The following is a 23,737-nucleotide window of genomic DNA, read 5'->3' on the forward strand; positions in this document are numbered from 1 at the left end:
TCAAAGCTTCATGCGCTGCAAGACACGATCGTTGAGCACGAAACGATGAAAGAGCGCTGCGGCCACATGCAGGCAGATGAACGCGAACAGCACCCACGCGAGCACGCTGTGGACGTCGCCCATGGCGTGCCCGAACGACGACCCCGCAGCGGAGAGCGCGGGCAGGGGGATGGCGCCGAACAGCGTGACGTCCCACGCGCGCGACGAGGCGTTGATCCATCCGAGCACGGGCACGGCGATGAGCAGGGCGTAGAGGCCGACATGCGTGAGGGCCGCCACGGCGCGCATGAACGGCGTCTGGTCGTCGGGCGGCGGGCGATGGGTTGCGCGCCAGACCAGACGGCACACCATGGCGGCGACGAGCGCCGTGCCGACGCCCAGATGCCACGCAATTTCGCCAACGGGGCGCGTGTCGCGGTGCACATCGGGCATGGTCCAGCCGATCACGAACTGCGCCGCCACGAGTGCGACGACGAGCCAGTGAAGCAGGCGCGCAACGAAGTCATAGCGCGAATCGGCGGCGATTTGCATGGGCGCTCCGTGCTCAGAAATGATCGGTTGAAAGCGGCGATTCTAGCGTGCCCAGATTAACGGATCATTAACTGTGCAACTTGCCGACCCCCTTTAAAGCCATGTCCCCCCTTGGCGCTCGTTCGGCTCCTGTGCCAGCGCGTCGAAATCGTGGATCCAGTCCAGATGATTGAGCACGCCCTCGCGCGAGCCGAGCCGGGCGTTGCGTTCCTGCGCGGCGGGGCCGTCGGGCAGATGCAGCACGTCCGCCGTGGTGATCGAAGCGTACTGCACCTTGCGCGTGCGGCCCCGGCGCAGGCGCTCGGAGGCTTCCTGCGCTTCGCGCCAGTTGCCGGATCCCGCCTTCGCCAGCTGGTCGGCCAGCACCACGGCATCCTCGATCGACTGGTTCGCGCCCTGGCCGTGGTGCGGCACGAGCGCATGTGCGGCGTCGCCGATCAAGGTGATGCGGCCCTTGCTCCAGCGGCCGAGCGGCGGGCGGTGGAACAGCCCCCAGCGCTGGCTGATCGGGGCAGCGGTGATCATCTGCACGACGGCCGGGTGCCAGTCCCTGAAAAGGCGCAGTTGCTCGCCTTCCTGGGCGGGCATGACCCACTCGCGCGACGGCCACGGCGAGGGATGGCGCTCGACCAGCAGGAAGTTCTGGTCGCCCTTGTCGCCAATCGGATAGTGCAGCAGATGGCCGCCCGGCCCGACCCAGAACTGGATGGTCTCGGGGTCGGGCAACAGGTCCATGCGTTGCGCGGGCACCACGCCGCGAAAGCCCGAGCAGCCCGAATACAGCGCGTCGTCGTAGCCCAGCATCCAGCGCCGCGTGATCGAGCGCGCGCCGTCGGCGCCGATCACGAGATCGGCATCGACGCGTTCGCCGTTGGCGAAGGTCAGGCTCACGCGGTCGGGATGCTGCGCGAGATCGACGAGCCGGTGGCTGAGCTTGATGCGCTCGAGCCCGACCGCGCCCGACAGCACCGCTTGCAGATCGGCGCGATGCACGCCCCAGTACGAGCCGCCGAATTGCCCGCGCGAGTCCGGTGCGCCGCGATGGTGGCCGATCACCGCGCCGCTGCGGCCGTCACGATAGACGAGCCCCGGCACTTCCGCGCAGACTTTCTCGAAGGCCGGGCGCAGGCCCATGCGCTCGTAGAAGCGCGTGGCGTTGGCCGAGAGCGCGACGGCTGCGCCCACTTCGCGCAGCGCGTCGGTCTGCTCGAAGAGTTGCGCGTCGATGCCGTGCTCGCGCAGCGCGAGCGCGAGTGTGAGGCCGCCGATGCCAGCGCCGACGATCGCAATCTTCAGATCCGCTGCGCGCCACGCGCACCATGACGATCGGCATGACCGATATCGGCGAGGTCGTGTTTCTGCCCGCGCTGCTCGAGCGCCTCGCGCGCGACGCCCCGGGCGTCGCGCTCAACACCGTGCGCAATACGGGCGTCAATCTCAGCGACGAGATGGCCGACGGCCGGGTCGATCTGGCCATCGGGTTGCTGCCGCAACTCAAGGGCGGCTTCTATCAGCGGCGCCTCTTCGATCAGCGCTATGTCTGCCTCTTCAGGCGGGGGCATCCGCTGGAGAGCGCGGCGCTCACGCTCGCGGTCTGGCGCGAGGCCGAGCATCTGGTGGTGGTGTCGGCGGGCACGGGGCACGGCCAGGTCGACGAATGGCTGAAGCGGCGCGGCGTGAAACGTCAAGTGCGGCTCTCGGTGCCGCACTTCATGAGCGTGGGCTACATCCTCGAGCACACCGATCTGATCGCCACCGTGCCGGAGCGGCTGGCGCTGCAACTGGCGAAGCCGTTTTCGCTGAGCCTGAGCGCGCTGCCCATGAAGCTGCCCGCCGCGCCGATTCATTTGCTCTGGCACGCGCGCGTGCAGCACGACGAAGGCAACCGCTGGCTGCGCGAACTCGTGGTCGAACTCTTCGCCGATGGGGGCGGGCAAGCGCGCAAGGGTAGCGGCGCTGCCCGCGCTTGAGCGGCGACGGATTCGGCCAGCGCCACAAGTTACATCATAATGTGATATAAAGTGCGGAGGACGTTACTGACCGATTTCGAGCGGCAAGAGGAACCATGAGCAATCACAACGGCGACAGGGGCGATTTCGCGACCGATGTCCGGCTTCTGCGCATTAGCGCCATTGCGGCTGCAGGCGGCGCGTTGAGCACCGTCGCGGCGGACTTTCTCCTGCACCTCATCCGCTTCTTTACGAACCTGTTCTTCTTCCAGTCGTTTTCCACGGCGAATCATTCGCCGGCCGAGAACACGCTCGGCCTGCTCGTGGTTGCGATGCCCGTGATCGGTGGCCTGATCGTGGGGCTGATTGCGCGCTATGGCTCCGAGCAGATCCGCGGCCACGGCATTCCCGAAGCCATCGAAGCCATCTTGTTCGGCAAGAGCAAGATGTCGCCGAAAGTCGCCGTGCTCAAGCCGCTTGCGTCCGCCATTGCGATCGGCAGCGGCGGGCCGTTCGGGGCAGAAGGCCCGATCATCATGACGGGCGGGGCGATCGGTTCGCTCATCGCGCAGTTCTTCCACCTTTCGGGGGCAGAGCGCAAGGCGCTGCTCGTGGCGGGTGCGGTGGCGGGCATGACCGCGGTGTTCGGCACGCCGGTCGCCGCCGTGCTGCTCGCCATCGAGCTGCTGCTGTTCGAACTGCGGCCGCGCAGCCTGCTGCCCGTCGCCATTGCCTGCGCCGTCGCCGGATTCACGCGGCCGCTGCTGCTCGGCAGCGGCCCGCTCTTTCCGCTGCAAACCATGCCGCTCGGCACGGTCGGCATCGTGTCGTCGTGCATTGCCGGGCTCGTCGCGGGTGCGTTGTCGTGGGGCCTGTCCACTTGGCTCTACAAGGTCGAGGACCTGTTCGGCAAGCTGCCGATTCACTGGATGTGGTGGCCGGCGCTCGGCGCCATCGCGGTGGGCATTGGCGGGTACTTCCAGCCGCGCGCGCTCGGCGTGGGCTACGACGTGATCGGCGACCTGCTGCACAATCACCTCGCCATGCAGGCGGTGATCGGCATCGTCGTCGTGAAGGCCATCATCTGGGTCATTGCGCTCGCTTCGGGTACCTCGGGCGGCGTGTTGGCACCGTTGCTGATGATGGGCGCGGGCGTGGGCGCGCTGGCCGGCCCGTACATGCCGGGCCACGAGCCCGCGGTGTGGCCGCTCATCTTTATGGCGGCCGCGCTCGGCGGCATGATGCGCGCGCCGGTCATGGCCGCCGTGTTCGCGTTCGAACTCACGGGCGACGCCAATGCCTTGCTGCCGCTGCTCGCTTCGGCGGCGGTGGCGTACGGCTTTACGGTGCTGCTCATGCGCCGCTCGATTCTCACCGAGAAGATCGCGCGCCGCGGCTATCACATTTACCGCGAATACAGCATCGACCCGCTCGAGCGGCACTACGTGGATGAGGTCATGACCCAGGGCGTGCAATCGATCGACGCCCGCACGCCGGTCGCCGACGTGCTGCGCACCTACTTCGGCGCGCAGCAGAAGTTCCGCGCGTTCCCCGTGGTCGACAACGGCGTGCTCGTGGGCATGGCCGACCGCGCGCTGCTCGACCGTGCGTTGCCCAGTTCCGCGGATGCGCCCATTGGCGCGCTTTTCTCCGATGCACTGCCCGAAGTCGCGCTGCCCGGCGAGACCTGCCGGAACGTGGCCGCGCGCCTGGCGATCACGGGGCTCGACCGCGTTCCCGTCGTCGACGACGACAAGACCCGCCGCCTGCTCGGCATCGTGTCGCGCCACGATCTCGTCAAGCCTTCGCTTTCGGTGTTTACGGAAGAGCGCGAGCGCGAACAGTTCCGCCGCGTGTGGGTGCCGCGCAACGAGCGCTTCGCACCCACCAGCAAGCGCCCGGGCATGACGGACGAGCGCGCCGAAGCCAAACACTGAGCCCTGTCCGCACAACGCAACGCGCCAAAACGGAGAAATAGATGCCTGATGAGGGAAAAGCAAAACAGGGGTTTGGCTCATTCCTCAAATCATTTGCGACGCGCGTGCTGACCGAGCGCGACACGCACCTGGGCGATGTGCCCAATGAATACTTCGCGATGTGGCTGGACCCGAGAATGGTCTACTCGTGCGCGTGGTTCGAAAGCGGCGAAGAAGACCTCGCCACGGCGCAGCTCAAGAAGATCGACCATGTGCTCACGAAGATCGGCCTGCAGCCCGGCCACCGCCTGCTCGATGTCGATTGCGGCTGGGGCGCACTGGTCATTCGGGCCGCGCAGCAATACGGCGCGCGCTGCGTAGCCATCACGCAGTCGAAGAATCAGTTCGAATGGGCGAGCGAGTGTGTCAAGGCCGCGGGCCTTGCCTGTGGGAGGACAACTTCCGCGCGAAGGAAATGGCGCTGCGCCAACTCGTGAACGACCGGAAATATCAAACGTGGCGTCAATACCTGCGTGACTGGGCCACGGCGTTCGAACACGACGAGGTGTCGATTTACGAGATCGTCGGGCGCAAGGTGGGCACGCGGGCCAGCGCGCTGCCCTGGCCCGGCGTGAGTTAAGCCGTCCGTTAGCGGAACTTGCCCGCGCGCTGCGTGGCCGCGGGCAGTTGCCGCGTTTCGCGCACCGAACGCGGATGCCACAGACGCGCGCCGCCCTCGATGCCCCGGTCGTTCGACACGGTCGCCACGTTCGGCGGCAGATCGAACGTGAGGCGAGCCGCGTTGCCGCCGCCTATCCACAGCTTGTCGTAGTGCACGAGCGAGTCGAGGATGCCGATGATCTTCTCGACGCGCGCGTTCCAGCGCTTGTTGCCCGCCTTGCTGCGCGCGGCGTCGCCGATGTACTCGTCGTAAGCGCGCTTCCTGCTGACCGGGTGATGCGCGAGTTCGAGGTGCGGCATCAGTTCGCCGTCGCGGAACATGGCCGTGCCCACGCCCGTGCCGAGCGTCATCACGAATTCCAGTCCTTCCCCTTCGATCGCGGCGAGGCCCTGCATTTCCGCGTCGTTGATCATGCGCACCGACGCAATGCCCAGGCGCTCGCCGAGCATCTGTGCGAGCGGGACGTCGTTCCAGTCGTCGGGGCCGAGGTGCGGCGCCGTGATCACGTGATTGTTGCGCACGAAACCAGGAAAGCCGATCGAAACGTGCGTAGCCGGATATTGCTTGAGCAGCGGGCCGGCGAGCGTCGCGAGCGTTTCGACCAGCAAGGCGGGCGGGCACGGATGCGGCGTCGCCACGCGCACGCGCTGCGTGCGCATCGCGCCGTTCGCGTCGATGATCGCGGCCTTCAGGCCCGTGCCGCCTACGTCGATGGCGAGAATGTGTTCGATGTCCTGCGGGGTGTGCGCTGCACTGACCGCGCTTTTCACAGCGCTTTTCTTGACCGCTTTTTCGATTCTGGTCATACGTTCTCCTTGGCTGTCGGGTTCACGTCTTCTTCGCCGGCGCTGGCGCGAGGGCGCGCCACGCCCGGCCGTCGCGCGCGAGCAGCGCATCGGCCTGCGCCGGCCCTTCGCCGCCCGCGGCGTACTCGTACACGGGAAGCGCGGCGTCGAGTTCCGGGTGCAATACGCCATCCACGGTCGACCATGCCGCTTCAATGCCGTCGGCGCGTTGAAAGAGCGTCTGGTCGCCGAGCATGCAATCGTAGAGCAGGGTTTCGTAGCCCACGTTGGCGCGCTCCGCGAAGAAGTCGTCGTAGTCGAACGACGAATGCACGGGGCCGATCTGCACGACCGGCCCCGGCGTCTTCACGTTGAAGTCGAAGCTCGTGCCATGCGAGGGGTCGATACGCAGCGTCAGCACGTTTGGCGTGAGCGTATCGACCGGCGTGTCGCGAAAGAGCAGGAACGGCACGCTCTTCAACTGCACCGAAATCTCCGTGCGACGCGCGGCGAGGCGCTTGCCGGTGCGCAGATAGAACGGCACGCCTGCCCAGCGCCAGTTGTCGATCTGCACGCGCGCGGCAGCATAGGTCTCGGTGCGGCTGTCCTGCGCCACGTCCGGTTCTTCGCGGTAGCCCACGCCCGCCGGGCCTTTTGCGTATTGACCGAACACCACGTCGTCGGGCGTGAGCGGCTTGAGCGCATCGAAGATGTCGGCCTTCTTGTTGCGCACGGCTTCGGCGTCGAACGAGTTGGGCGGCTCCATGGCGACCATGCCGAGCAGCTGAAACAGGTGATTGGGCACCATGTCGCGAAACGCGCCGGTCTGCTCGTAGAACTTGCCGCGGCCCTCCACGCCGATCACTTCCGAAGCCGTGATCTGCACGCTGTCGATGTACTCGCGCCGCCAGACCGGCTCGAACATCGCGTTGGCGAAGCGCAGCGCGAGAATGCTCTGCACTGTGTCCTTGCCGAGGAAATGGTCGATGCGATAGACCTGCGATTCGTTCGCGACGCTCAGCACATGCTGGTTCAAGTCGCGCGCCGAAGCGAGATCGGCGCCGAAGGGCTTTTCGATCACGATGCGGCGGAACACGCCGTTGCTGTCGTTGCCCTCGTCGAGCAGCCCGGCCTTGCCGAGACGCTCGATAATCGGCTTGAAGAAGCGCGCGCCCACGGCGAGATAGAACACGACGCTGCCGCGCGACTTGCCGTTCAGCTGCTGCGCGAGCCGCTCGAACGCGCTGTCGTCCTCGAATTCGCCCGCCATATAGGTGAGCCGCTGCGCGACCCAGTCCCATGCCTTGTCGTCGAGCTTGCCGGCGTGGAAGGTGCTCGCCTTGTCGGCGGCGAATTTTTCGAGCGAGGCGTGCAGGTCGTCGGCCCACGCCTTCGTCTCGCGCTCGCCATGATTCACGCCGATGATCTTCATGCCGTCGTCGAGCAGGCGGTCGACGGCGAGGTTGTAGAGCGCCGGCATTAAAAGGCGTTTGGTCAGATCGCCGCCCGCGCCGAAGATCACGAGCGTGCAGGGCGGCGCGGGATGCTTGCCGGGGGGCGAGGCGGGCGCGGCCGGTGCGCCGCGTGGATGCGCAGGCACCTTCGCGCTGGGGGCCGCGCGGGAAGCTTCGCTGGAAGAGGCAGGGTGGGTCGGTTTCGTCGACATGATTTCGCTTCAGTGGGCCGAAATGAATACGGCGAGCAAATCCGGTACCTTGACTGACCGAGTTTGCGCGCATTGAGTTCAATCCGCCAATGAAGGCATTTTGTAATATCGTGGGCGCGCACGTCGGGCCGCTCGCCACCTCGCCGATGGCGCGATTCGCAGTACCCTTACCGGCGACGGCACTTCGATCAATCTGCATGAACCGACCCGAGGATGGTGGTTATGTCCGACAAGCACTCCCCCGACGAAAAAGATTCCCATGATCCGCACGGCATGCGCGGCGGACTGACGAACTACGGCGACACGGACTTCTCGCTGTTCCTGCGCAAGGCCTTCATCAAGGGCGCCGGATATACCGACGACGCGCTGGCGCGTCCCGTCATCGGCATTACGAACACGGGCAGTGCGTACAACCCGTGCCATGGCAACGTGCCTCAGCTGCTCGAGGCGCTCAAGCGCGGCATCCTGCTGGCGGGCGGTTTGCCGATGGAATTCCCGACCATTTCCATCCACGAGAGCTTTTCGCAGCCAACCAGCATGTTCATGCGCAACCTCATGTCGATGGATACGGAGGAGATGATCCGCGCGCAGCCCATGGACGCGGTCGTGCTCATCGGCGGCTGTGACAAGACGGTGCCCGCGCAGTTGATGGGTGCGGCATCGGCGGGCATTCCGGCCATCCAGCTCATTACCGGGTCGATGGTGACGGGCGCGCACCGCGGCGAACGCGTCGGCGCGTGTACGGATTGCCGCCGCTACTGGGGCAAGTTTCGCGCGGGCGAAGTCACGGCGGACGAGATCGCCGAAGTGAACGACCGCCTCGTGCCGAGCGTCGGCACCTGCGCCGTCATGGGCACGGCCAGCACGATGGCCTGCGTGGCGGAAGCCATGGGCATGACGATGCCGGGCGGGGCTTCGCCGCCGGCGGTGAGCTCGGAGCGCATGCGCGTGGCCGAGCAGACCGGCGCGCAAGTCGTGGCGATGGCGCGACGGCGGCTCACCATCGACCAGGTGCTCAGCGCCGAGTCGTTCGAGAACGGCTTGCGGGTGCTGCTGGCCATTGGCGGGTCGACCAACGGCATCGTGCATCTTGCCGCGATTGCCGGGCGCATGGGCTTCGACATCGATCTGGACGGGGTGGACCGCATGGGCCGCGAAACGCCGGTGCTGCTCAACCTGAAGCCATCCGGCGAGCACTACATGGAAGATTTTCATCGGGCTGGGGGCATGGCCACGCTGCTTCACGAACTGAAGCCGTTGTTGCATCTCGACGCGATGACCGTGACTGGCCGCACCCTGGGCGAGGAGATGGAGCGCGCCGGGCCGCGCTTCGCGCAGGACGTCGTGAAGCCGCTCAGCGCGCCCATTTACCCGCAAGGCGGCCTCGCCGTGCTGCGCGGCAACCTTGCGCCGGGCGGCGCGGTCATCAAGCAATCGGCCGCATCGGCGGCACTCATGGAGCACGAGGGCCGCGCCGTGGTGTTCGAAGATGCGACCGATATGGCGAACCGCATCGACTCCGACGACCTCGACGTGCAGGCCGACGACGTGATCGTCCTCAAGCGCATCGGGCCCAAAGGCGCGCCGGGCATGCCCGAGGCCGGCTATATTCCGATCCCGAAGAAGCTGGCGCGGGCCGGCGTGAAAGACATGGTGCGGATTTCGGATGGACGCATGAGCGGCACCGCATTCGGGACGATCGTGCTGCACGTCACGCCGGAAGCCGCCATCGGCGGCCCGCTCGCGCAGGTCCGCAACGGCGACCGCATCCGCTTGAGCGTGGCCAGCCGCGAGATTGCCCTGCTCGTGGACGACGAAGAACTGCGGCGCCGGGCGCAGGCGAATCCGGTGACTGCACCCACGGCAAGCCGCGGTTATCACAAGCTCTTTCTGGACACCGTGACCCAGGCCGACCAGGGCGCCGATTTCGATTTCCTCAGGGCGACCGAAACGCGCGGCGCGGTCCCCAGGAAGTAGCTTGCGGGCCGGAAGGCCGGGAAAGCCGGGTGTGAAGATGCGCGTGGCCGCGCTGCTTGCCCGGCGTCCTGATTTCGGTATAATGAATGCTCGTTCGAAATATCGAACAAGAGAAATCAAGCAGCAGCAAAGCATCCAGAGTCGGACTGACCGACGCCAACCTGCCCTCCCGGGCAAGGTGGAAGCCCTCGAGGCGATGCGGCCGATTAACGGCAACGAAACGGGAACAGCCTGGCTGGCACCGGTTCGATCAACCTTCATCCGGAGCCACCATGCATCAAGATACCTCCTCCTCGTCGACCGTCTGTGAAGACCTGTCGCACTGCCTCCCTGGCTTCACGTTGACTCACACCGTTCATCTGGTATCCGGTCTGGATCTCGGCGTCGTTTCGACTGCCGCCGGCGTGCTCGACGACGAACAGGTGGTCGTCGACCGATGGGCCGTGACCCGCTTCGGCGACGTGCTCGAGCAAAAAATCGTATTTGGCGACATGACCGAACGGCGGGCGGCCCGGCTGCGCGAACAGCTCGCGGCCGTCGACGGCGTGTTGCGCGCGAAGATAGAGCATCATTTCGTGCGCGCCCGCTGAAACGTCGGCTGGCTGCGCCGATGCACTGAACGAGGAGCCAGGGTGCCAGACACCAGCGTTGAACAAGGGCAACACCCACGCGTCTTTGTCGCGGACATCGGCGGCTCGTACATCAGGCTCGGTGTATCGGACCGCCCGGGCAGCGTGCGCCTCGTCGAAAGCGTGCCGACGCCCGTCGACAGCTGGGAGGCGTTCGGCACGGCCCTCGAAGCCCTCGCGGCCCGTCATGTCGGCGAGACCCGCTCGCCCCTCGTCATCTCGATGGCAGGGGCGGTCGATCCCGCAAGCGGCGTGATTTGCGCGTCCAACGTCCCCTGCGTCTCGGGCCGCGTGCTCGGCGCGGCGCTGTCGTCCCGGCTCCAGCGGCGCATCCGCATCGCCAACGACGCGGACTGCCTCGCCTTGGCCGAGGCCGTCGAGGGCGCGGGTGCGGGCCACGATGTCGTGTTTGGCGTGGTCCTCGGTTCCGGTGTCGGCGGCGGGCTCGTCGTGGGCGGCCGTGTGGTCGGCGGTGCGCGCGGCATCGCGGGCGAGTGGGGCCACGGGCTGCCCGTCAGCACGCACGTCGACTTCGACGGCACGGGCCACGCTCAGCCCGTGAGGGCCTTGCGTTGCGGCTGCGGGCGCCTGGGCTGCGTCGACACCATCGGCGCGGCACGCGGTCTGGAACGGCTCCACGCACTCCTGCACGACGAACAGAAAGACAGCCATACCCTGCTCGACGACTGGCAGCGAGGCGGCGCTCGCGCGCGGCGCACCGTTTCCGCCTGGCTCGCACTGGTATCGGAGCCGCTCGCAGCCGTGGTCAATATCACGGGCGCCTCGGTCGTCCCGGTTTGCGGCGGCCTGTCAAATGTGGCCCCATTGATCGACGCGCTGGATGCGGCCGTGCGCAAGCGCACGCTGCGGCAGTTTCGCGAACGCGTCGTGGTTCCGGGCGCGTTCCGGCAGGACGGCGGACTCATCGGCGCGGCCATCATCGCGCGGCAGGACGACTGGCGCGAGCCGTAGCGCGCCGTGATCGCCCGCACAGGAAAAAAGGGCTTCCGACGCCTAAACTAATCTATGAAGCCAGACGGCTATCGGTCAGCGTATCGGTCAGCGGCTACCGGGGTAAGCATCATGAAAGCGCGTGAATTGTGCAGACTCCTGCTCGTGCTCGTGGCGCTATGCATCAGCGCCGGGGCGAGCGCGGGGAGAGGCGGCGGATGGATGCATGGCGGCGGCGGTGGTTGGGGCGGCGGTGGAGGCGGTGGCTGGGGCGGCGGCTATGGCGGCGTGAATCGCGGCAGCGGCTGGAGCGGCGGCTACCACGGCGGTTATAACGGCAGCTACCACGGCGGCGGCTGGTATCACGGCGGTTATTACCACGGCGGTTACTACCGCGGCTACGGCTGGCACCACGGCGGCTACTATCACGGCTGGTATGGCTGCTGCGGATCGGCGAGCGTCGGCTTCTACTTCGGCCCCGGCTTCATCTACGGCTATCCGTTCTATCCGTACTACTATCCGCCGTACGTCGCGAGCGTCTACTACCCCTACGTTTCCGGCGACTTCTCGCAGCCCACGCAGTGGATCGAACAAAGCCAGGGCCAGGCCCAGTATCAGGTCGAGCCCCAGTACGGCGGCGCCAATATGTACGATCAAAACGAGCAGTACGGACAAGGCGGCCAAACCGGCCAGGACGGCGAGGCGCCATACGGCGTCTGGTACTACTGCGTCGCGTCGCAGACCTACTACCCGTACGTTCGTACCTGCCCCGGCGGCTGGCAGCAGGTGCCCGCGCGGCCACCTGACAGTTGAATGACGGCGCGTCAGCGCACGGCGTAGCGTTCGGCGTCGGCGTGCCGGAACGTCAGGCCATGACCGTGGCACGCGAGGTCGGGCGCGATCTGCCCGGCGTGCAGGCGCGGCGCGCCTTCGAACAGCATGGCCTCGATGCGCGCGTGATCGTGAAACCACTCGATATGCACGAGGCGCCGCGCCGCGCACGCCACGTGCAGATGCAGCGCCGGCGCGCAATGCGCCGAGAGCGGCGTATGCCACGCATCGCACAACGCGTCGGCCTGCAGAAAGCCCGTGATGCCGCAGCAGCGCGTGGCGTCGGCCTGCAGCACGTCCGCGGCGTGGCTTTCCAGCAGCGCGCGGAAGTCGTCTGCCGTATAGGCGTATTCGCCGGCCGCCAGCGCCATGCGCGCGGGCAGGGCGGCGCGCAGCGCGGCGAGGCCGCGGCGGTCGTCCGAGGAGACCGGCTCTTCGAACCACTGCACGTCTTCTTGCGCGAAGCATTGCGCGAGCCGCTGCGCCTCCTTGATCTCATACGCGCCGTTGGCGTCGACGAAGAGGTCCGCCGTGCTGCCAATCGCCTGGCGCGCCGCCTTCACACGCGCCGGGTCGTCGCCCGGCTGCGCGCCGACTTTCATCTTGACCCACGCGCAGCCCTCGTCCTCGACCCAGCCGCGCAGTTGCTTCGTGAGCGTTTTCAGGTCGTAGCTCGTGAAGCCGCCGCTGCCGTACACGGGCACGCGCTCGCGCTGCATACCGAGCAGTGCGCATAGCGGGATGCCGAGCGCTTTCGCCTTGAGGTCCCAGAGCGCGGCATCGACGGCGGAAATCGCGCAGGCCGCGAGGCCCGGCCGGCCGATGTTGCGCACGGCCCGCTGCATGTCGAGGTTGATGCGCGCGATGTCGAAGAGGTCGTGCTGGCGCACGGCGTCGCCGAGCACGCTCTCCACGAGTGCCGTCGCGCCCGCATGCGCATAGGTATAGCCGACGCCCGTGAAGCCGAGCGCGTCGATTTCGACCAGCACGAGCGTGGTGGAACGCCAGGCGATCGTGCCGTCCGCTTCGGGGGCGTCGGTGGGGATCGTATAGGCGCGGGCTTCGAGGCGCGTCATCCGGGTGGTGTTCATGGCGTCGTGGCGCGTGCCGGTTTCACAGCAGCTTGTCGAGCGTGATCGGCAGATCGCGCACGCGCTTGCCCGTGGCGTTGTAGATCGCGTTCGCCACGGCGGCGGCCACGCCCACCACGCCGATCTCGCCCACACCCTTCGCGCCGAGCGGGTTCACCACGTCGTCGTGCTCGTCCACGAACAGCACGTCGATCTCGCCGATGTCGCGATTCACCGGCACGTGATACTCCGCGAAGTTGTGGTTCATGATGCGCCCGAGCGTATGGTCGAACTGCGCTTCTTCGTGCAGCGCCATACCGATGCCCCATACCACGCCGCCGGCGATCTGGTTCGCGGCCGTCTTCGGGTTGACGATGCGGCCCGCCGCGACGGCGCTCACCACGCGCGCCGCACGCACCACGCCGAGCGCTTCGTCCACGCGCACTTCGGCGAACACGGCCGAGTGTGTCGCCATTGAATACTGCTTCTGGAGCGCCTCGGGCTCGAGCGTGACCTGCGCTTCGAGCGTTTTCATGCCCGCGTCGGCGAGAACGTCGGCAATGCGGGCGCGCGTTTCGGGTCGGCCAGCGCTCTCGCTCCTCAACCTCACTTCACCGTCTTCGATCACGAGCGCTTCGTCCAGCATGCCGGGGTCGAGATTGGCGAACGCCACGCCGCCGTGCGCGGGCAGCAGTTGTGCGAGGCGCGAGCGCAGTTGCGTGCAGGCGAGCGATGCGGCGCTGCCCACGGAAGCCACGGTCCACGAGCCGCCTTCGATCGGCGCGGGCGGTAGCGATGTGTCGCCGAGCGTGAACTCGACATCGTCGATGGCCATGTGCAGGGCGTCGGCGGCGATCTGCGAAATGGCGGTGTAGGTGCCGGTGCCGATATCGGCCGTGGCGCTGGCGAGTTCGAGCCGCCCTTGCGCGGTGAGGACGGCGCGCACGGTCGCTTCGGTCTGCAATGCCTCCCAGATGCCCGTGGCCATGCCGTAGCCCACCAGTTCATGGCCCTCGCGCATGGCGCGCGGCGTAGCGATGCGCGCGCCCCAGCCAAAACGCTCGGCGCCTTGCGCGTAGCAGTCGAGCAGCGCCTTGCTCGAATACGGCAACTGTTTGTTCGCGTCTTCGTCGGCGTAATTGCGGATGCGCAGTTCGAGCGGGTCCATGTCCAGTGCGACGGCCAGTTCGTCCATGGCGCATTCGAGCGCGTAGAGGCCTTGCGCGGCGCCGGGCGCGCGCATGTCGAGCGGCGTGTAGACGTCGAGCCGCCCGAGCTTGTAGCCGAGCTGGACGTGCGGCGCGCGATAGAGCCGTCCTGTCCAGTTGACGACCACGTCGGTGAAGTCCTCGAACTGCGAGGTTTCTCCCACGGCTTCGTGGATGATCGCTTCGAGGCGGCCGTCGCGTTGCGCGGCGAGCGCAACGTGCTGGATCGAGGCGGGCCGGTGGCCGATGGTGAACATCTGCGCGCGCGTGAGCGTCACGCGCACGGGCAGGCGCAGCGCGCGCGCCGCCATCATCGCGAGCGGCAGATGATATTGCGGCCGCAGGCCGGAGCCGAACGCGCCGCCCACGAACGGCGAGATCACGCGCACGCGGTCCTGCGCCAGGCCGAATACCTTCATCAGGTACTGCTGAGTATTGACCACGCCCTGGGTTTTTTCGTAGACGGTGTAACGCCCGTCGGCCGAAGGCACGACGGTGCAGCCGTGCATCTCCATCGGCTGATGGAATTCCGCGGGCGTGCTGTAAAACGCGTCGGCCCGGGCGTGGGCGCGCGCGAGCGCCCGGTATGCGTGGCCTCGCGGTGCCGGCGGCGGCTCGAAGCCGCCCTTCTCGGTAGAGGGATTGACGGCATGCTTCAGGATACAGCCCAGTTCAGTCTGATGCGCCTCGCTGCGGTAACGCACCCGCACGAGCGACGCCGCGTAGTGGGCGAGCTGCGGCGTTTGCGCCACCACGAGCGCGACGGGCTGGCCCGCGAAGGCGACGTGCGTGTCGGCGAGCGGGCGAAACGGCTTGCCGCCCGGTGCGATCTGATCCTTCCATGCCGCGTCGTCTTCGGCGAGCGTGGGGCGGTTCTCGTGCGTGAGCACGTGCAGCACGCCCGGTAGCGCGAGCGCCGCGGACGCGTCGATGGCGACGATCTCGCCGCGCGCGATGGTGGCGTTGACGACCGCGCCGTGCACGAGCCCCGTGGCCGTGAATTCGGCTGCGTAGCGCGCGGCGCCCGTGACCTTGCTGCGGCCATCCACGCGCGAGAGCGGCGCGCCGATGCGCGTGGCCGGCGTGGCGGCACGACGAGTTTCATAGGCGGTGCTCATGCTGGTTCCTCCCCGGAGTCTTCCGCGCCAGCGCCCCCGGCACGGGGCGCCAGCGCCTGTTCGAAGGCGCGCACGATCGCGCGCCGCGCGAGATCCACCTTGAACGCATTGCCGGGACGCGGGTCGGCGTGCGCGACCACGGCGTCGGCGTAGCGCTCGATGGCGCGCGTGTCGTCGGCAGCGCGGCCGATCAGCCGTTGTTCCGCTCCGCGGTCGCGCCAGGGCTTGTGCGCGACGCCGCCCAGCGCGCAGCCCAGCGCGCGTATCGTGCCGTCTTCCACGCGCACGCCGAGCGCGACCGAAACGAGCGCGAACGCATAGGACTGGCGATCGCGCAGCTTCAGATACGTGAAGTGCTGCGCGTAACCCTCGCGCGGCAATTCGACGGCGGTGATCAGTTCCTCGTCGGCGAGCGTCGTTTCGCGGTGCGGCGTGTGGCCCGGCAGGCGGTGCAGGCTGTCGAACGGCAGCGTGCGCGTGCCGCGCCGGCCCGCCACGTGCAGCGTGGCATCGAGCGCTTCGAGCGCGACGCCCATGTCCGACGGATGCGTGGCGATGCAGTGTTCGCTCGCGCCGAAGATCGCGTGCATGCGGTTCACGCCGTCGAGCGCGGCGCAGCCGGTGCCCGGCGCGCGCTTGTTGCAGCAGGTGGCGGGGTCGTAAAAGTAGAGGCAGCGCGTGCGCTGGAGCAGATTGCCGCCCACGGTCGCCGCGTTGCGGATCTGCGCGGATGCCCCGGCGAGCAGCGCCTGCGCGAGCAGCGGATAGCGCTCGCGCACACGCGCGTCCCATGCCAGCGCGCTATTGGTCGCAAGCGCGCCAATGCGCAGGCCGCCGTCTTTCGTCGCCTCGATGTCGCGCAGCGGCAGCCGTGTGATGTCGATGATCGCGGCGGGGCGCATGACGTCCTCGCGCATCAGGTCGACGAGATTCGTGCCGCCGGCAAGGAATTCGGCGCCGGGGGTGACGTAGTGCAGGCGCACGGCGTCGGCCACGCTTTTCGCGCGCGCGTACGAGAAGCGGTTCATGGCGCGTCTCCTTCTTCCTGTTCGCGGCTGGCGAGGTTCTGCGCGCGGCGCACGCCTTCCACGGCGTTCGCGATGTTCACGTAGGCTCCGCAGCGGCACAGATTGCCGCTCATCTGCTCGCGCACGTCGTCGTGGCAATGCGCGTGGCCTTCGGCGAGTAGCCCCACGGCCGAGCAGATCTGGCCCGGCGTGCAGTAGCCGCACTGAAACGCATCATGGTCGATGAAGGCCTGCTGCACGGGGTGCAGCGCGCCGTCCTGCGCGAGTCCCTCGATCGTCGTGACTTCCGCGCCGTCGTGCGACACGGCGAGCGCGAGACACGCGTTGATGCGCGTGCCGTTCACGAGCACCGTGCATGCGCCGCACTGGCCGTGATCGCAACCTTTCTTCGTGCCGGTGAGATGCAACTGCTCGCGCAGCAGGTCGAGCAGGCTGGTCCACGGTTCGACGCGCAGCGCATGGTGTGCGCCGTTGATCATGAGTTCGATCGGCACGGCTTCGGGCGGGCTCGCGGCCTCGCTGCGAAGCTGCGTGTCATCGTGCCTCGCCTTTGCGTCGTGCGCGCGCGGCGCGCGGGTGCGGGTGGCTGTGTGCATGACGGCCTCGTTGTCAGGGCGGGTGGGTGTGGGTGAGATCACGCAGTGCGCAATGCGCTTGCCTGGTGGCTGGATTGCGTGCGGGGGCACATGCGATTGCGCCCTTGAACCTATAGCGGATGCCCGCCATGCTCGCGCAGTTCCGGCTCGAAAAACACCCAGCGCGCAGCAGGGAACGCCTGCTGCAAGTCGTTTTCGACACGGTCGATGGTGCGCACGAGCTCGACGGCATCGCAGCGCTCGGCGAGTTCGGCCTGCACCGCGACGAAGAGGCTGTCCGACCAGCGCAGCACCACGAGACTCACCACGCGGCCGATCTCGGGGCGTGCATCGAGCCACGCGCGCATGGCCCGGCGCACGCTCGCGCGTGCCGCTTCGCCCACGATCAGCGACTTGATCTCGCGAAGCGCGAATACGGCCGTCATCATCATCACGCCGCCCACGCCGATGCTGCCGAGCGCGTCGAAGCCCGCCCAGCCGGTGAGCGCGGACAGCCCCGTGCCCGTGATCGAGACGACGAGGCTCACGAGCGCCGCGGCGTCCTCGCCGATCGAGAGCATGTTCTCCAGTTCGCCGGTTTCGCGAAACCAGCGCCATAGACCGCCCGCGCGGCGCCGCCGGTCGATGGAGCGGATCGATGCGCGCAACGCGCTGCCCTCGGCAAGCGCGGCAACGGCCAGCACGCCCAGGGCGACCTGCACATGATCCACGCCGTTGTGATGCCAGAGCCGCCATGCCCCGATGGCCATCGAAACCAGGCCGCCCACGAAGAAGAACTGCAGCGCGACGAGCATGGCGTAGAAGTGCGTCTCGCGGCCAAAGCCGAGCGGATGCTGTTCGTCGGGCTGGTTGCGGGCCGCGCGCCGGCCCGCGATGAGCAAAAACTGGTTCAGGCAATCGGCGCTGGAGTGCGCGGCCTCGGCGAGCATGGTGCCCGAATTCGTGTAAGCCGCGGCGGCGAACTTGCACGAGGCCACCACGACATTCGACGCGAGCGCGTAGTAGACGGCGCGCGGGACCGTGGCGTTCGCGTGTGCAGGCGCGCCGCGCTCCATCAGAACTCCGGCATGTCGCGTGCCGCAACGTCGATCGCCTTGATCCCTGCAGCCATCGCGTGCTCCCGTTCGCGCATTCCTGATAGCGGGCAGGCGCGCAAATCGCGTGCCGTGGGCGCACGCGCCCCATGCGCGATTGCAACGGCACATCGCTTGCGCTCCGGGTTGGTGTCGGCGCTCGCCTTCCCATTGTGGCGAGCCGTTCGGAACACTAACCAGGAGCCACCCCATGACACAACACAAACGCCCCCACGGCAAGCATCAGCCCACCGACGCGAAATCGCAGAGCCTCGAATCGTTTCGCGCGCATGCGGACGGCGGGGCGCTGCGCACCAACCAGGGCGTGAAGATCGCGGATAACCAGAACACCTTGCGTGCGGGCGCGCGCGGCCCTTCGCTGCTCGAAGACTTCATCATGCGCGAGAAGATCACGCACTTCGACCACGAACGGATTCCCGAGCGCATCGTGCACGCGCGCGGTTCCGCTGCACACGGCGTGTTTCGCGTGTACGAGTCCCAGGCCGAACTCACGCGCGCGGGCTTTTTGCAGGACCCCGCTAAGGAAACGCCCGTCTACGTGAGATTTTCGACGGTGCAGGGCCCGCGCGGCTCATCGGACACCGTGCGCGACATACGCGGCTTCGCCACCAGGTTCTACACAGACGAGGGCAATTTCGATCTGGTGGGCAACAACGTGCCCGTGTTCTTCATTCAGGACGCGATCAAGTTCCCCGACTTCGTGCATGCGGTGAAGCCCGAGGCCCCCGACGAAATGCCCACGGGCGGCACCGCCCACGATACGTTCTGGGACTTCGTCTCGCTCGTGCCGGAAAGCGCCCATACGGTCATCTGGGCCATGTCCGACCGCGCGATCCCGCGCAGCCTGCGCACCATGGAAGGGTTCGGAGTGCATACGTTTCGCTTCGTCAACGCCAAAGGGCGCGCGCGCTTCATCAAGTGGCACTGGCGGCCCGTACTGGGCTCGTACTCGCTGCTCTGGGACGAAGCGCAGAAGATCGCAGGCAAGGACCCCGACTTTCATCGGCGCGACCTGTGGGAGGCGATCGAGCGCGGCGATTACCCCGAGTTCGAACTGGGCGTGCAGGTCATCGAGGAGAGCGACGAGCACAAGTTCGACTTCGATCTGCTCGATCCGACCAAGCTCGTGCCCGAAGAAGAGGTGCCGGTGAAGATCATCGGCAAGATGACGCTTAACCGCAATCCGGACAACTTCTTCGCGGAGACGGAGCAGGTCGCGTTCCATCCGGGCCATATCGTGCCGGGCATCGATTTGACGAACGACCCCTTGCTGCAAGGGCGTTTGTTTTCCTATACCGACACGCAGATCAGCCGTCTCGGCGGCCCGAACTTTCACGAGATTCCGATCAACCGGCCAGTCTGCCCGTACCAGAACAATCAGCGCGATGCGATGCACCGGCAGACCCTCAACGTCGGCCAGGCTTCGTACGAACCGAATTCGGTGAGCGGCGGGTGGCCGAAGGAAACACAGCCGAAGGACGGCGGCTTCGAAAGCTACCAGGAACGCATGGACGGCGTGAAGATCCGCGTGCGCAGCGAGTCGTTCGCGGACCACTTCTCGCAGGCCACGATGTTCTACAACAGCATGTCGGAGCCGGAGAAAGAGCACATCAAGGCCGCCTACACCTTCGAACTGGGCAAGGTCACGAAGCCGGAAATACGCGAGCGCCAGGTCAACGCCATTCTCGCGAATATCGACGCGGACCTCGCCTCGAGCGTGGCGCTGGCGCTGGGCTTGCCAAAGCCAAAAGCGGGCGCAACGCCAGGCAAGCCGAGCACGGCCAGTTCGCCCTCGCTCAGCCTGCTCAAGCGCGTGCAGCCCGGCATCAAGGCGCGCAAGATCGCCTTGCTCACCGCGCCCGGCGCGGACCCCGCCTTGCTCACGCGGCTGCGCGACGCCTTTGCGCTGGAGGGCGCAACGGCGCTCGTCATCGCACCCACGCTCGCACCGATCGGCGATATCGCGCCCGATGCGACCGTCACCGGCATGCCCTCCGTCATGTTCGATGCGGTGTTCGTCCCCGGCGGCGAGAAGGCCACGGAGGCGCTCACGCAGTCGGGCGATGCGCGTCACTTCGTGCTCGAAGCGTTCAAGCATCTGAAGGTGATAGGCGCGGTCGATACGGGGCGGCTGGTGCTGTCCGCCGCGCAGTTGCCCGATCACGCGGACGGCGTCGCGAGCGGCGACGAAGCCGAACTCAAGCGCGTGCTCGAGGAATTCATCGAAGCGGCGGGACAGCATCGCGTGTGGTCACGCATGACGCAGACGCTGGCAGTGCCGGCGTGAGCGCGTGTGGGAGGGAAAGTTCAAATGGACAAGCCAGGTACACGACCGAAAAACGCGCGCAGCGACGCGCAATCGCAGTTCTCACGCTATGCGCAGCCGCTGGTGCACGAGGCGCTTGGGCGTGTCGCCGCGCTCGACACCGAGCCGGAGACGCTGCACAGGCTGCGCGTCGCGTTGCGGCGGCTGCGCACGCTGTTGTGGGCGTGGCGGCCGCTACTCGGGGGGGCGCGGGTCGAGCGGCAGCGCGCATTTCTCAAGCGTGCGGCATCGGCCGCGGGCGAGGCGCGCGATTGGGACATCGCTGTCTCGCTGCTGGGCGAGGACGGCGCGCTCGCGAACGAGCGTCTTGCGTCGGTACGACACGCGGCCCGCGAGCATGCTCGACAGACGCTTTCTGCCGCCGATCTCAAGCACGCGCTGCGCGACATGCTGCATGAGGTGAACCGGGCGTTGAACACGTCGCCGCGCCGCACGCCGCTCAAGCGCCTCGCGCGCCAACGAGTGCGCGTGGCGCGCCGGTCGCTGGCTAAGCGCATGCGGCGAGCGCGCAGCGCAAAACGCCGCGATTACGCCGCGTGGCACGAGGTGCGCAAGGGGGCGAAGCGCCTGCGTTATCTGCTCGAGTTCTTCGGATCGATACTGCCGCGCCGCGACAACCGGGGTATGAAGTCGCTCAAGAAACTTCAGGATCGTTTCGGCAGGCTAAACGATGCAGTCGCGAGCGAACACCTGCTCGCGCACCATCGCGAGATCTTCCCGGACGGTGCGAAGGCCGATGCCGCGCTCTCGGCGCTGCGTCGCGAACGCAGGGAGCGCCGGAAAAAAGCGGCGAAGCTGCTCGATTAAGGGGAGATGAAAGCCGCCAGTCTCGCCCGGCTCCAGGTTCGGCGTTTGCGCGGGTGACGCCAACACGGCAAACGACTCGGACCATCCGCAAGGAGAACGGCACATGGCGACCACCACAGTGAGTGACTTCATCGTCGAGCGGCTGCACGAATGGGGCGTGCGGCGCATCTACGGCTATCCCGGCGACGGCATCAACGGCATGTTCGGCGCGCTGCAGCGCGCGCACGGCAAGATCGAATTCGTGCAGGCGCGCCACGAGGAAATGGCCGCCTTCATGGCGAGCGCGCACGCCAAGTTCACGGGCGAGCTGGGCGTGTGCATCGCCACGTCGGGGCCGGGCGCGGCACACCTGCTCACGGGGCTCTATGATGCGCGGCTCGACCATATGCCCGTGCTCGCCATCGCGGGCCAGCAGGCGCGCGCCGCGCTCGGCGCGCATTATCAGCAGGAACTCGACCTCGTCTCGATGTTCAAGGACGTGGCGGGCGCCTACGTGCAGCAGCCCAGCGTGCCCGCGCAGGTGCGCCACGTGGTGGACCGCGCGGTGCGCATCGCACGCTCGCGGCGCACGGTCACGGCCATGGTGCTGCCCAACGACCTGCAGGAGCTCGAGTACGAGCCGCCCGCGCGCAAGCACGGCACGGCGCATTCCGGCGTGGGCTACAGCGCGCCCGAGGTGGTGCCGCGCGAGGCGGACCTCAAGCGCGCGGCCGAGGTGCTCAACGCGAGCAACCGGGTGGCGATACTCGTCGGCGCGGGCGCCATGCATGCCGGCGACGAGGTGGTCGCCGTGGCCGAGCGCCTGCACGCCGGCGTCGCGAAGGCGCTGCTCGGCAAGGCCGTGGTGCCCGACGACATTCCCTGGGTGACGGGCAGCATCGGCCTGCTCGGCACCAGGCCGACCGACGAGATGATGTCTTCATGCGACACCTTGCTGATGGTCGGCTCCGGCTTCCCGTATTCGGAATTCCTGCCGAAGGAAGGCGACGCGCGCGCGGTGCAGATCGATATCGACGCGGGCATGCTCAGCGTGCGCTATCCGATGGAGGTGAGCCTCGTGGGCGACAGCGCGGCCACGCTGCGTGCGCTCCTGCCGCTGCTCGAGCAGAAGAACGCCACGAGCTGGCGCAACCGCCTCATCCATGCGGGCGAGCGCTGGCAGCGCGTGCTCGAGGACCGCGCGCACGCGGCGACGAGCGGCAAGGTGAACCCGCAGCGCGTGGTGACCGAGCTGTCGCCGCGCCTGCCCGATGGCGCGATCGTCACGAGCGACTCGGGCTCGTGCGCGAACTGGTATGCGCGCGACCTCAAGATCCGGCGCGGCATGATGTGTTCGCTGTCGGGCGGTCTCGCCTCGATGGGGGCGGCGGTTCCGTACGCCATCGCGGCGAAGTTCGCGCATCCCGAACGGCCCGTGATCGCGCTCGTGGGCGACGGCGCCATGCAGATGAACAACATGGCCGAACTCGTGACCGTGGCGAAGTACTGGCGCCAATGGGCGAGCCCGCGCTGGATCTGTTGCGTGTTCAACAACGAGGATCTGAATCAGGTCACCTGGGAGCAGCGCGTGATGCAGGGCAATGCGAAATTCGAAGCCTCGCAGGACATTCCCAACGTGCCGTATCACCGTTTTGCGGAACTGGTGGGGCTCACGGGCATCTACGTGGACAACGCGGAGCAGCTGGGCGACGGCTGGGAGCAGGCGCTCGCTTCGCCACGCCCCGTGGTGCTCGAAGTGAAGACCGATCCCGACGTGCCGCCGCTGCCGCCGCACGTGACGATCGAGCAGGCGCGCCACTTCGCGCGCGCGCTCATGGAAGGCGACCCGGACGAAGGCGGCATGATTGCCAACACGGCGCGCCAGGTGATGGCGAGTGTCATCCCGGGCAAGAAGTGATGCGCGCACAAGGAGCCATCGATGGACGCTGATATTCCCGAGACGATGCTCGCCTGGCGCGTGCCGCGCTTTGGTGGCGTGGAGTCGTTGCGCGAGGAGAGCCTGAGCGTGCCCGAGCCCGGGCATGGCGAAGTGCTGATCGAAGTGCAGGCCGCCGCGCTCAATCCCGTCGATCTCAAGACGCTGCAGGGCCGCTATCCGCTCGTTACCGAAGGCGACTTGCCCTATACGCTCGGCCGCGATGTGGCGGGCGTTCTATCACTGCGCGGACGCGCCGCTGCGAGATGTCCTCGAGTGTATTCGTGAGGCGTTCGCGCTGGACGCCTGCGCAGCGCGTGGCGATATCGCCAATCGAGATCGCGCCGACCAATTCGCGCCAGCGGTTCACGACCGGCACGCGGCGCACCTGCGCCTCGGCCATGCGGCGCTGGACGGCATCGACGTCTTCGCATAGGCACCTCCGATCGTGTTCCTCCGTTGACAAGTACGGCTACGAAACACGGGAGCGCGCATCGCGCGTGCCGCGCGCCGCTAAAAACCGCATGGCCGAGGGTGCGCTGCGCACGCGTTTCAAGCCTTACGCGTAATTGATGCAAGTTGGCGCGTGGCCCACTGCAACGCGAAAAGACGGTACGCAGCCGTCGCAAAGGGACGCGCCCTCATTATGCTTGCGAAC

General features: G+C 67.4%; 18 protein-coding genes, 2 pseudogenes and 1 riboswitch. Of the genes and pseudogenes, 11 read left to right on the forward strand and 9 right to left on the reverse strand.

The genetic code is table 11. From position 1 onward, the window contains the following. Together AB4Y44_RS02430 and AB4Y44_RS02435 are read right to left on the reverse strand one after the other, a co-directional pair. Entirely contained in the window at positions 1 to 525 is a 525-nt protein-coding gene (locus AB4Y44_RS02430) for a cytochrome b (protein ID WP_342923619.1), read from the reverse strand. A gap of 99 nt (positions 526 to 624) precedes the next feature. Next, positions 625 to 1,827, reverse strand: a complete 1,203-nt coding sequence (locus AB4Y44_RS02435) for an FAD-dependent monooxygenase (protein WP_368698707.1) — start codon at positions 1,825 to 1,827, stop codon at positions 625 to 627. Between AB4Y44_RS02435 and AB4Y44_RS02440 the strand changes: the two are divergent. The 3 genes and pseudogenes from AB4Y44_RS02440 to AB4Y44_RS02450 form a co-directional block, all read left to right on the forward strand. Continuing rightward, positions 1,827 to 2,501: pseudogene (locus AB4Y44_RS02440) on the forward strand (LysR substrate-binding domain-containing protein); the annotation flags it as partial. The gene AB4Y44_RS02435 and the pseudogene AB4Y44_RS02440 overlap by 1 nt on opposite strands. A gap of 95 nt (positions 2,502 to 2,596) precedes the next feature. After that, the gene (locus AB4Y44_RS02445) at positions 2,597 to 4,417 is read left to right on the forward strand and encodes a chloride channel protein (protein WP_342923548.1); all 1,821 of its coding nucleotides are present in this window, start codon (positions 2,597 to 2,599) and stop codon (positions 4,415 to 4,417) included. A 134-nt stretch (positions 4,418 to 4,551) separates the two neighbouring features. After that, positions 4,552 to 5,036: pseudogene (locus tag AB4Y44_RS02450) on the forward strand (cyclopropane-fatty-acyl-phospholipid synthase family protein); the annotation flags it as partial. A gap of 8 nt (positions 5,037 to 5,044) precedes the next feature. On the opposite strand, the gene AB4Y44_RS02455 reads toward AB4Y44_RS02450, so the two are convergent. Together AB4Y44_RS02455 and zwf are read right to left on the reverse strand one after the other, a co-directional pair. Beyond that, positions 5,045 to 5,884, reverse strand: coding sequence for an ROK family protein (locus AB4Y44_RS02455; protein WP_342923547.1), 840 nt, complete (start codon positions 5,882 to 5,884; stop codon positions 5,045 to 5,047). Positions 5,885 to 5,906: 22 nt separating this feature from the next. Further along, positions 5,907 to 7,529, reverse strand: a complete 1,623-nt coding sequence (gene zwf, locus AB4Y44_RS02460) for a glucose-6-phosphate dehydrogenase (protein ID WP_368698610.1) — start codon at positions 7,527 to 7,529, stop codon at positions 5,907 to 5,909. Between the two features lie 222 nt (positions 7,530 to 7,751). Between zwf and AB4Y44_RS02465 the strand changes: the two genes are divergently transcribed. From AB4Y44_RS02465 to AB4Y44_RS02480, 4 genes are all read left to right on the forward strand, one after another. Then, on the forward strand, positions 7,752 to 9,506 hold the full coding sequence (locus tag AB4Y44_RS02465) for an IlvD/Edd family dehydratase (protein ID WP_368698611.1): 1,755 nt from the start codon (positions 7,752 to 7,754) through the stop codon (positions 9,504 to 9,506). Between the two features lie 126 nt (positions 9,507 to 9,632). Beyond that, positions 9,633 to 9,736, forward strand: a riboswitch (SAM-I-IV-variant riboswitch). 42 nt (positions 9,737 to 9,778) lie between these two features. Then, positions 9,779 to 10,096, forward strand: a complete 318-nt coding sequence (locus AB4Y44_RS02470; RefSeq protein WP_342923544.1) for a hypothetical protein — start codon at positions 9,779 to 9,781, stop codon at positions 10,094 to 10,096. A gap of 42 nt (positions 10,097 to 10,138) precedes the next feature. Next, on the forward strand, positions 10,139 to 11,107 hold the full coding sequence (locus AB4Y44_RS02475; RefSeq protein WP_368698612.1) for an ROK family protein: 969 nt from the start codon (positions 10,139 to 10,141) through the stop codon (positions 11,105 to 11,107). Between the two features lie 111 nt (positions 11,108 to 11,218). Further along, a complete protein-coding gene (locus AB4Y44_RS02480) occupies positions 11,219 to 11,899 on the forward strand; it encodes a hypothetical protein (RefSeq protein WP_368698613.1) in 681 nt (226 codons plus the stop codon). Positions 11,900 to 11,910: 11 nt separating this feature from the next. Here AB4Y44_RS02480 and AB4Y44_RS02485 read toward each other — a convergent pair whose 3' ends face one another. From AB4Y44_RS02485 to AB4Y44_RS02505, 5 genes are all read right to left on the reverse strand, one after another. Then, on the reverse strand, positions 11,911 to 13,008 hold the full coding sequence (locus AB4Y44_RS02485; RefSeq protein WP_368698614.1) for an enolase C-terminal domain-like protein: 1,098 nt from the start codon (positions 13,006 to 13,008) through the stop codon (positions 11,911 to 11,913). Positions 13,009 to 13,030: 22 nt separating this feature from the next. Beyond that, positions 13,031 to 15,313, reverse strand: a complete 2,283-nt coding sequence (locus AB4Y44_RS02490; protein ID WP_368698615.1) for a xanthine dehydrogenase family protein molybdopterin-binding subunit — start codon at positions 15,311 to 15,313, stop codon at positions 13,031 to 13,033. Then, on the reverse strand, positions 15,310 to 16,341 hold the full coding sequence (locus AB4Y44_RS02495; RefSeq protein ID WP_368698616.1) for a xanthine dehydrogenase family protein subunit M: 1,032 nt from the start codon (positions 16,339 to 16,341) through the stop codon (positions 15,310 to 15,312). Before AB4Y44_RS02495 ends, AB4Y44_RS02490 begins: the two co-directional genes overlap by 4 nt. Then, entirely contained in the window at positions 16,338 to 16,937 is a 600-nt protein-coding gene (locus tag AB4Y44_RS02500; RefSeq protein WP_368698617.1) for a (2Fe-2S)-binding protein, read from the reverse strand. Before AB4Y44_RS02500 ends, AB4Y44_RS02495 begins: the two co-directional genes overlap by 4 nt. A gap of 110 nt (positions 16,938 to 17,047) precedes the next feature. Next, positions 17,048 to 17,992: a cation diffusion facilitator family transporter gene (locus tag AB4Y44_RS02505; protein WP_342923537.1), complete on the reverse strand. Its 945-nt coding sequence runs from the start codon at positions 17,990 to 17,992 to the stop codon at positions 17,048 to 17,050. Positions 17,993 to 18,221: 229 nt separating this feature from the next. Between AB4Y44_RS02505 and katE the strand changes: the two genes are divergently transcribed. The 4 genes from katE to AB4Y44_RS02525 all read left to right on the forward strand — a co-directional run bounded on the left by katE (position 18,222) and on the right by AB4Y44_RS02525 (position 23,367). Continuing rightward, positions 18,222 to 20,318 (forward strand): catalase HPII, encoded by a 2,097-nt coding sequence (gene katE, locus AB4Y44_RS02510; RefSeq protein WP_368698618.1) that lies wholly within the window; start codon positions 18,222 to 18,224, stop codon positions 20,316 to 20,318. A gap of 24 nt (positions 20,319 to 20,342) precedes the next feature. After that, entirely contained in the window at positions 20,343 to 21,164 is an 822-nt protein-coding gene (locus AB4Y44_RS02515) for a CHAD domain-containing protein (RefSeq protein WP_368698619.1), read from the forward strand. A 103-nt stretch (positions 21,165 to 21,267) separates the two neighbouring features. Continuing rightward, entirely contained in the window at positions 21,268 to 23,061 is a 1,794-nt protein-coding gene (locus AB4Y44_RS02520; RefSeq protein ID WP_368698620.1) for a thiamine pyrophosphate-requiring protein, read from the forward strand. 21 nt (positions 23,062 to 23,082) lie between these two features. Next, the gene (locus AB4Y44_RS02525) at positions 23,083 to 23,367 is read left to right on the forward strand and encodes a hypothetical protein (protein WP_368698621.1); all 285 of its coding nucleotides are present in this window, start codon (positions 23,083 to 23,085) and stop codon (positions 23,365 to 23,367) included. Positions 23,368 to 23,737 lie beyond the last annotated feature (370 nt).

The organism is Paraburkholderia sp. BR10937, from assembly GCF_040965695.1.
Taxonomy (GTDB): domain Bacteria; phylum Pseudomonadota; class Gammaproteobacteria; order Burkholderiales; family Burkholderiaceae; genus Paraburkholderia.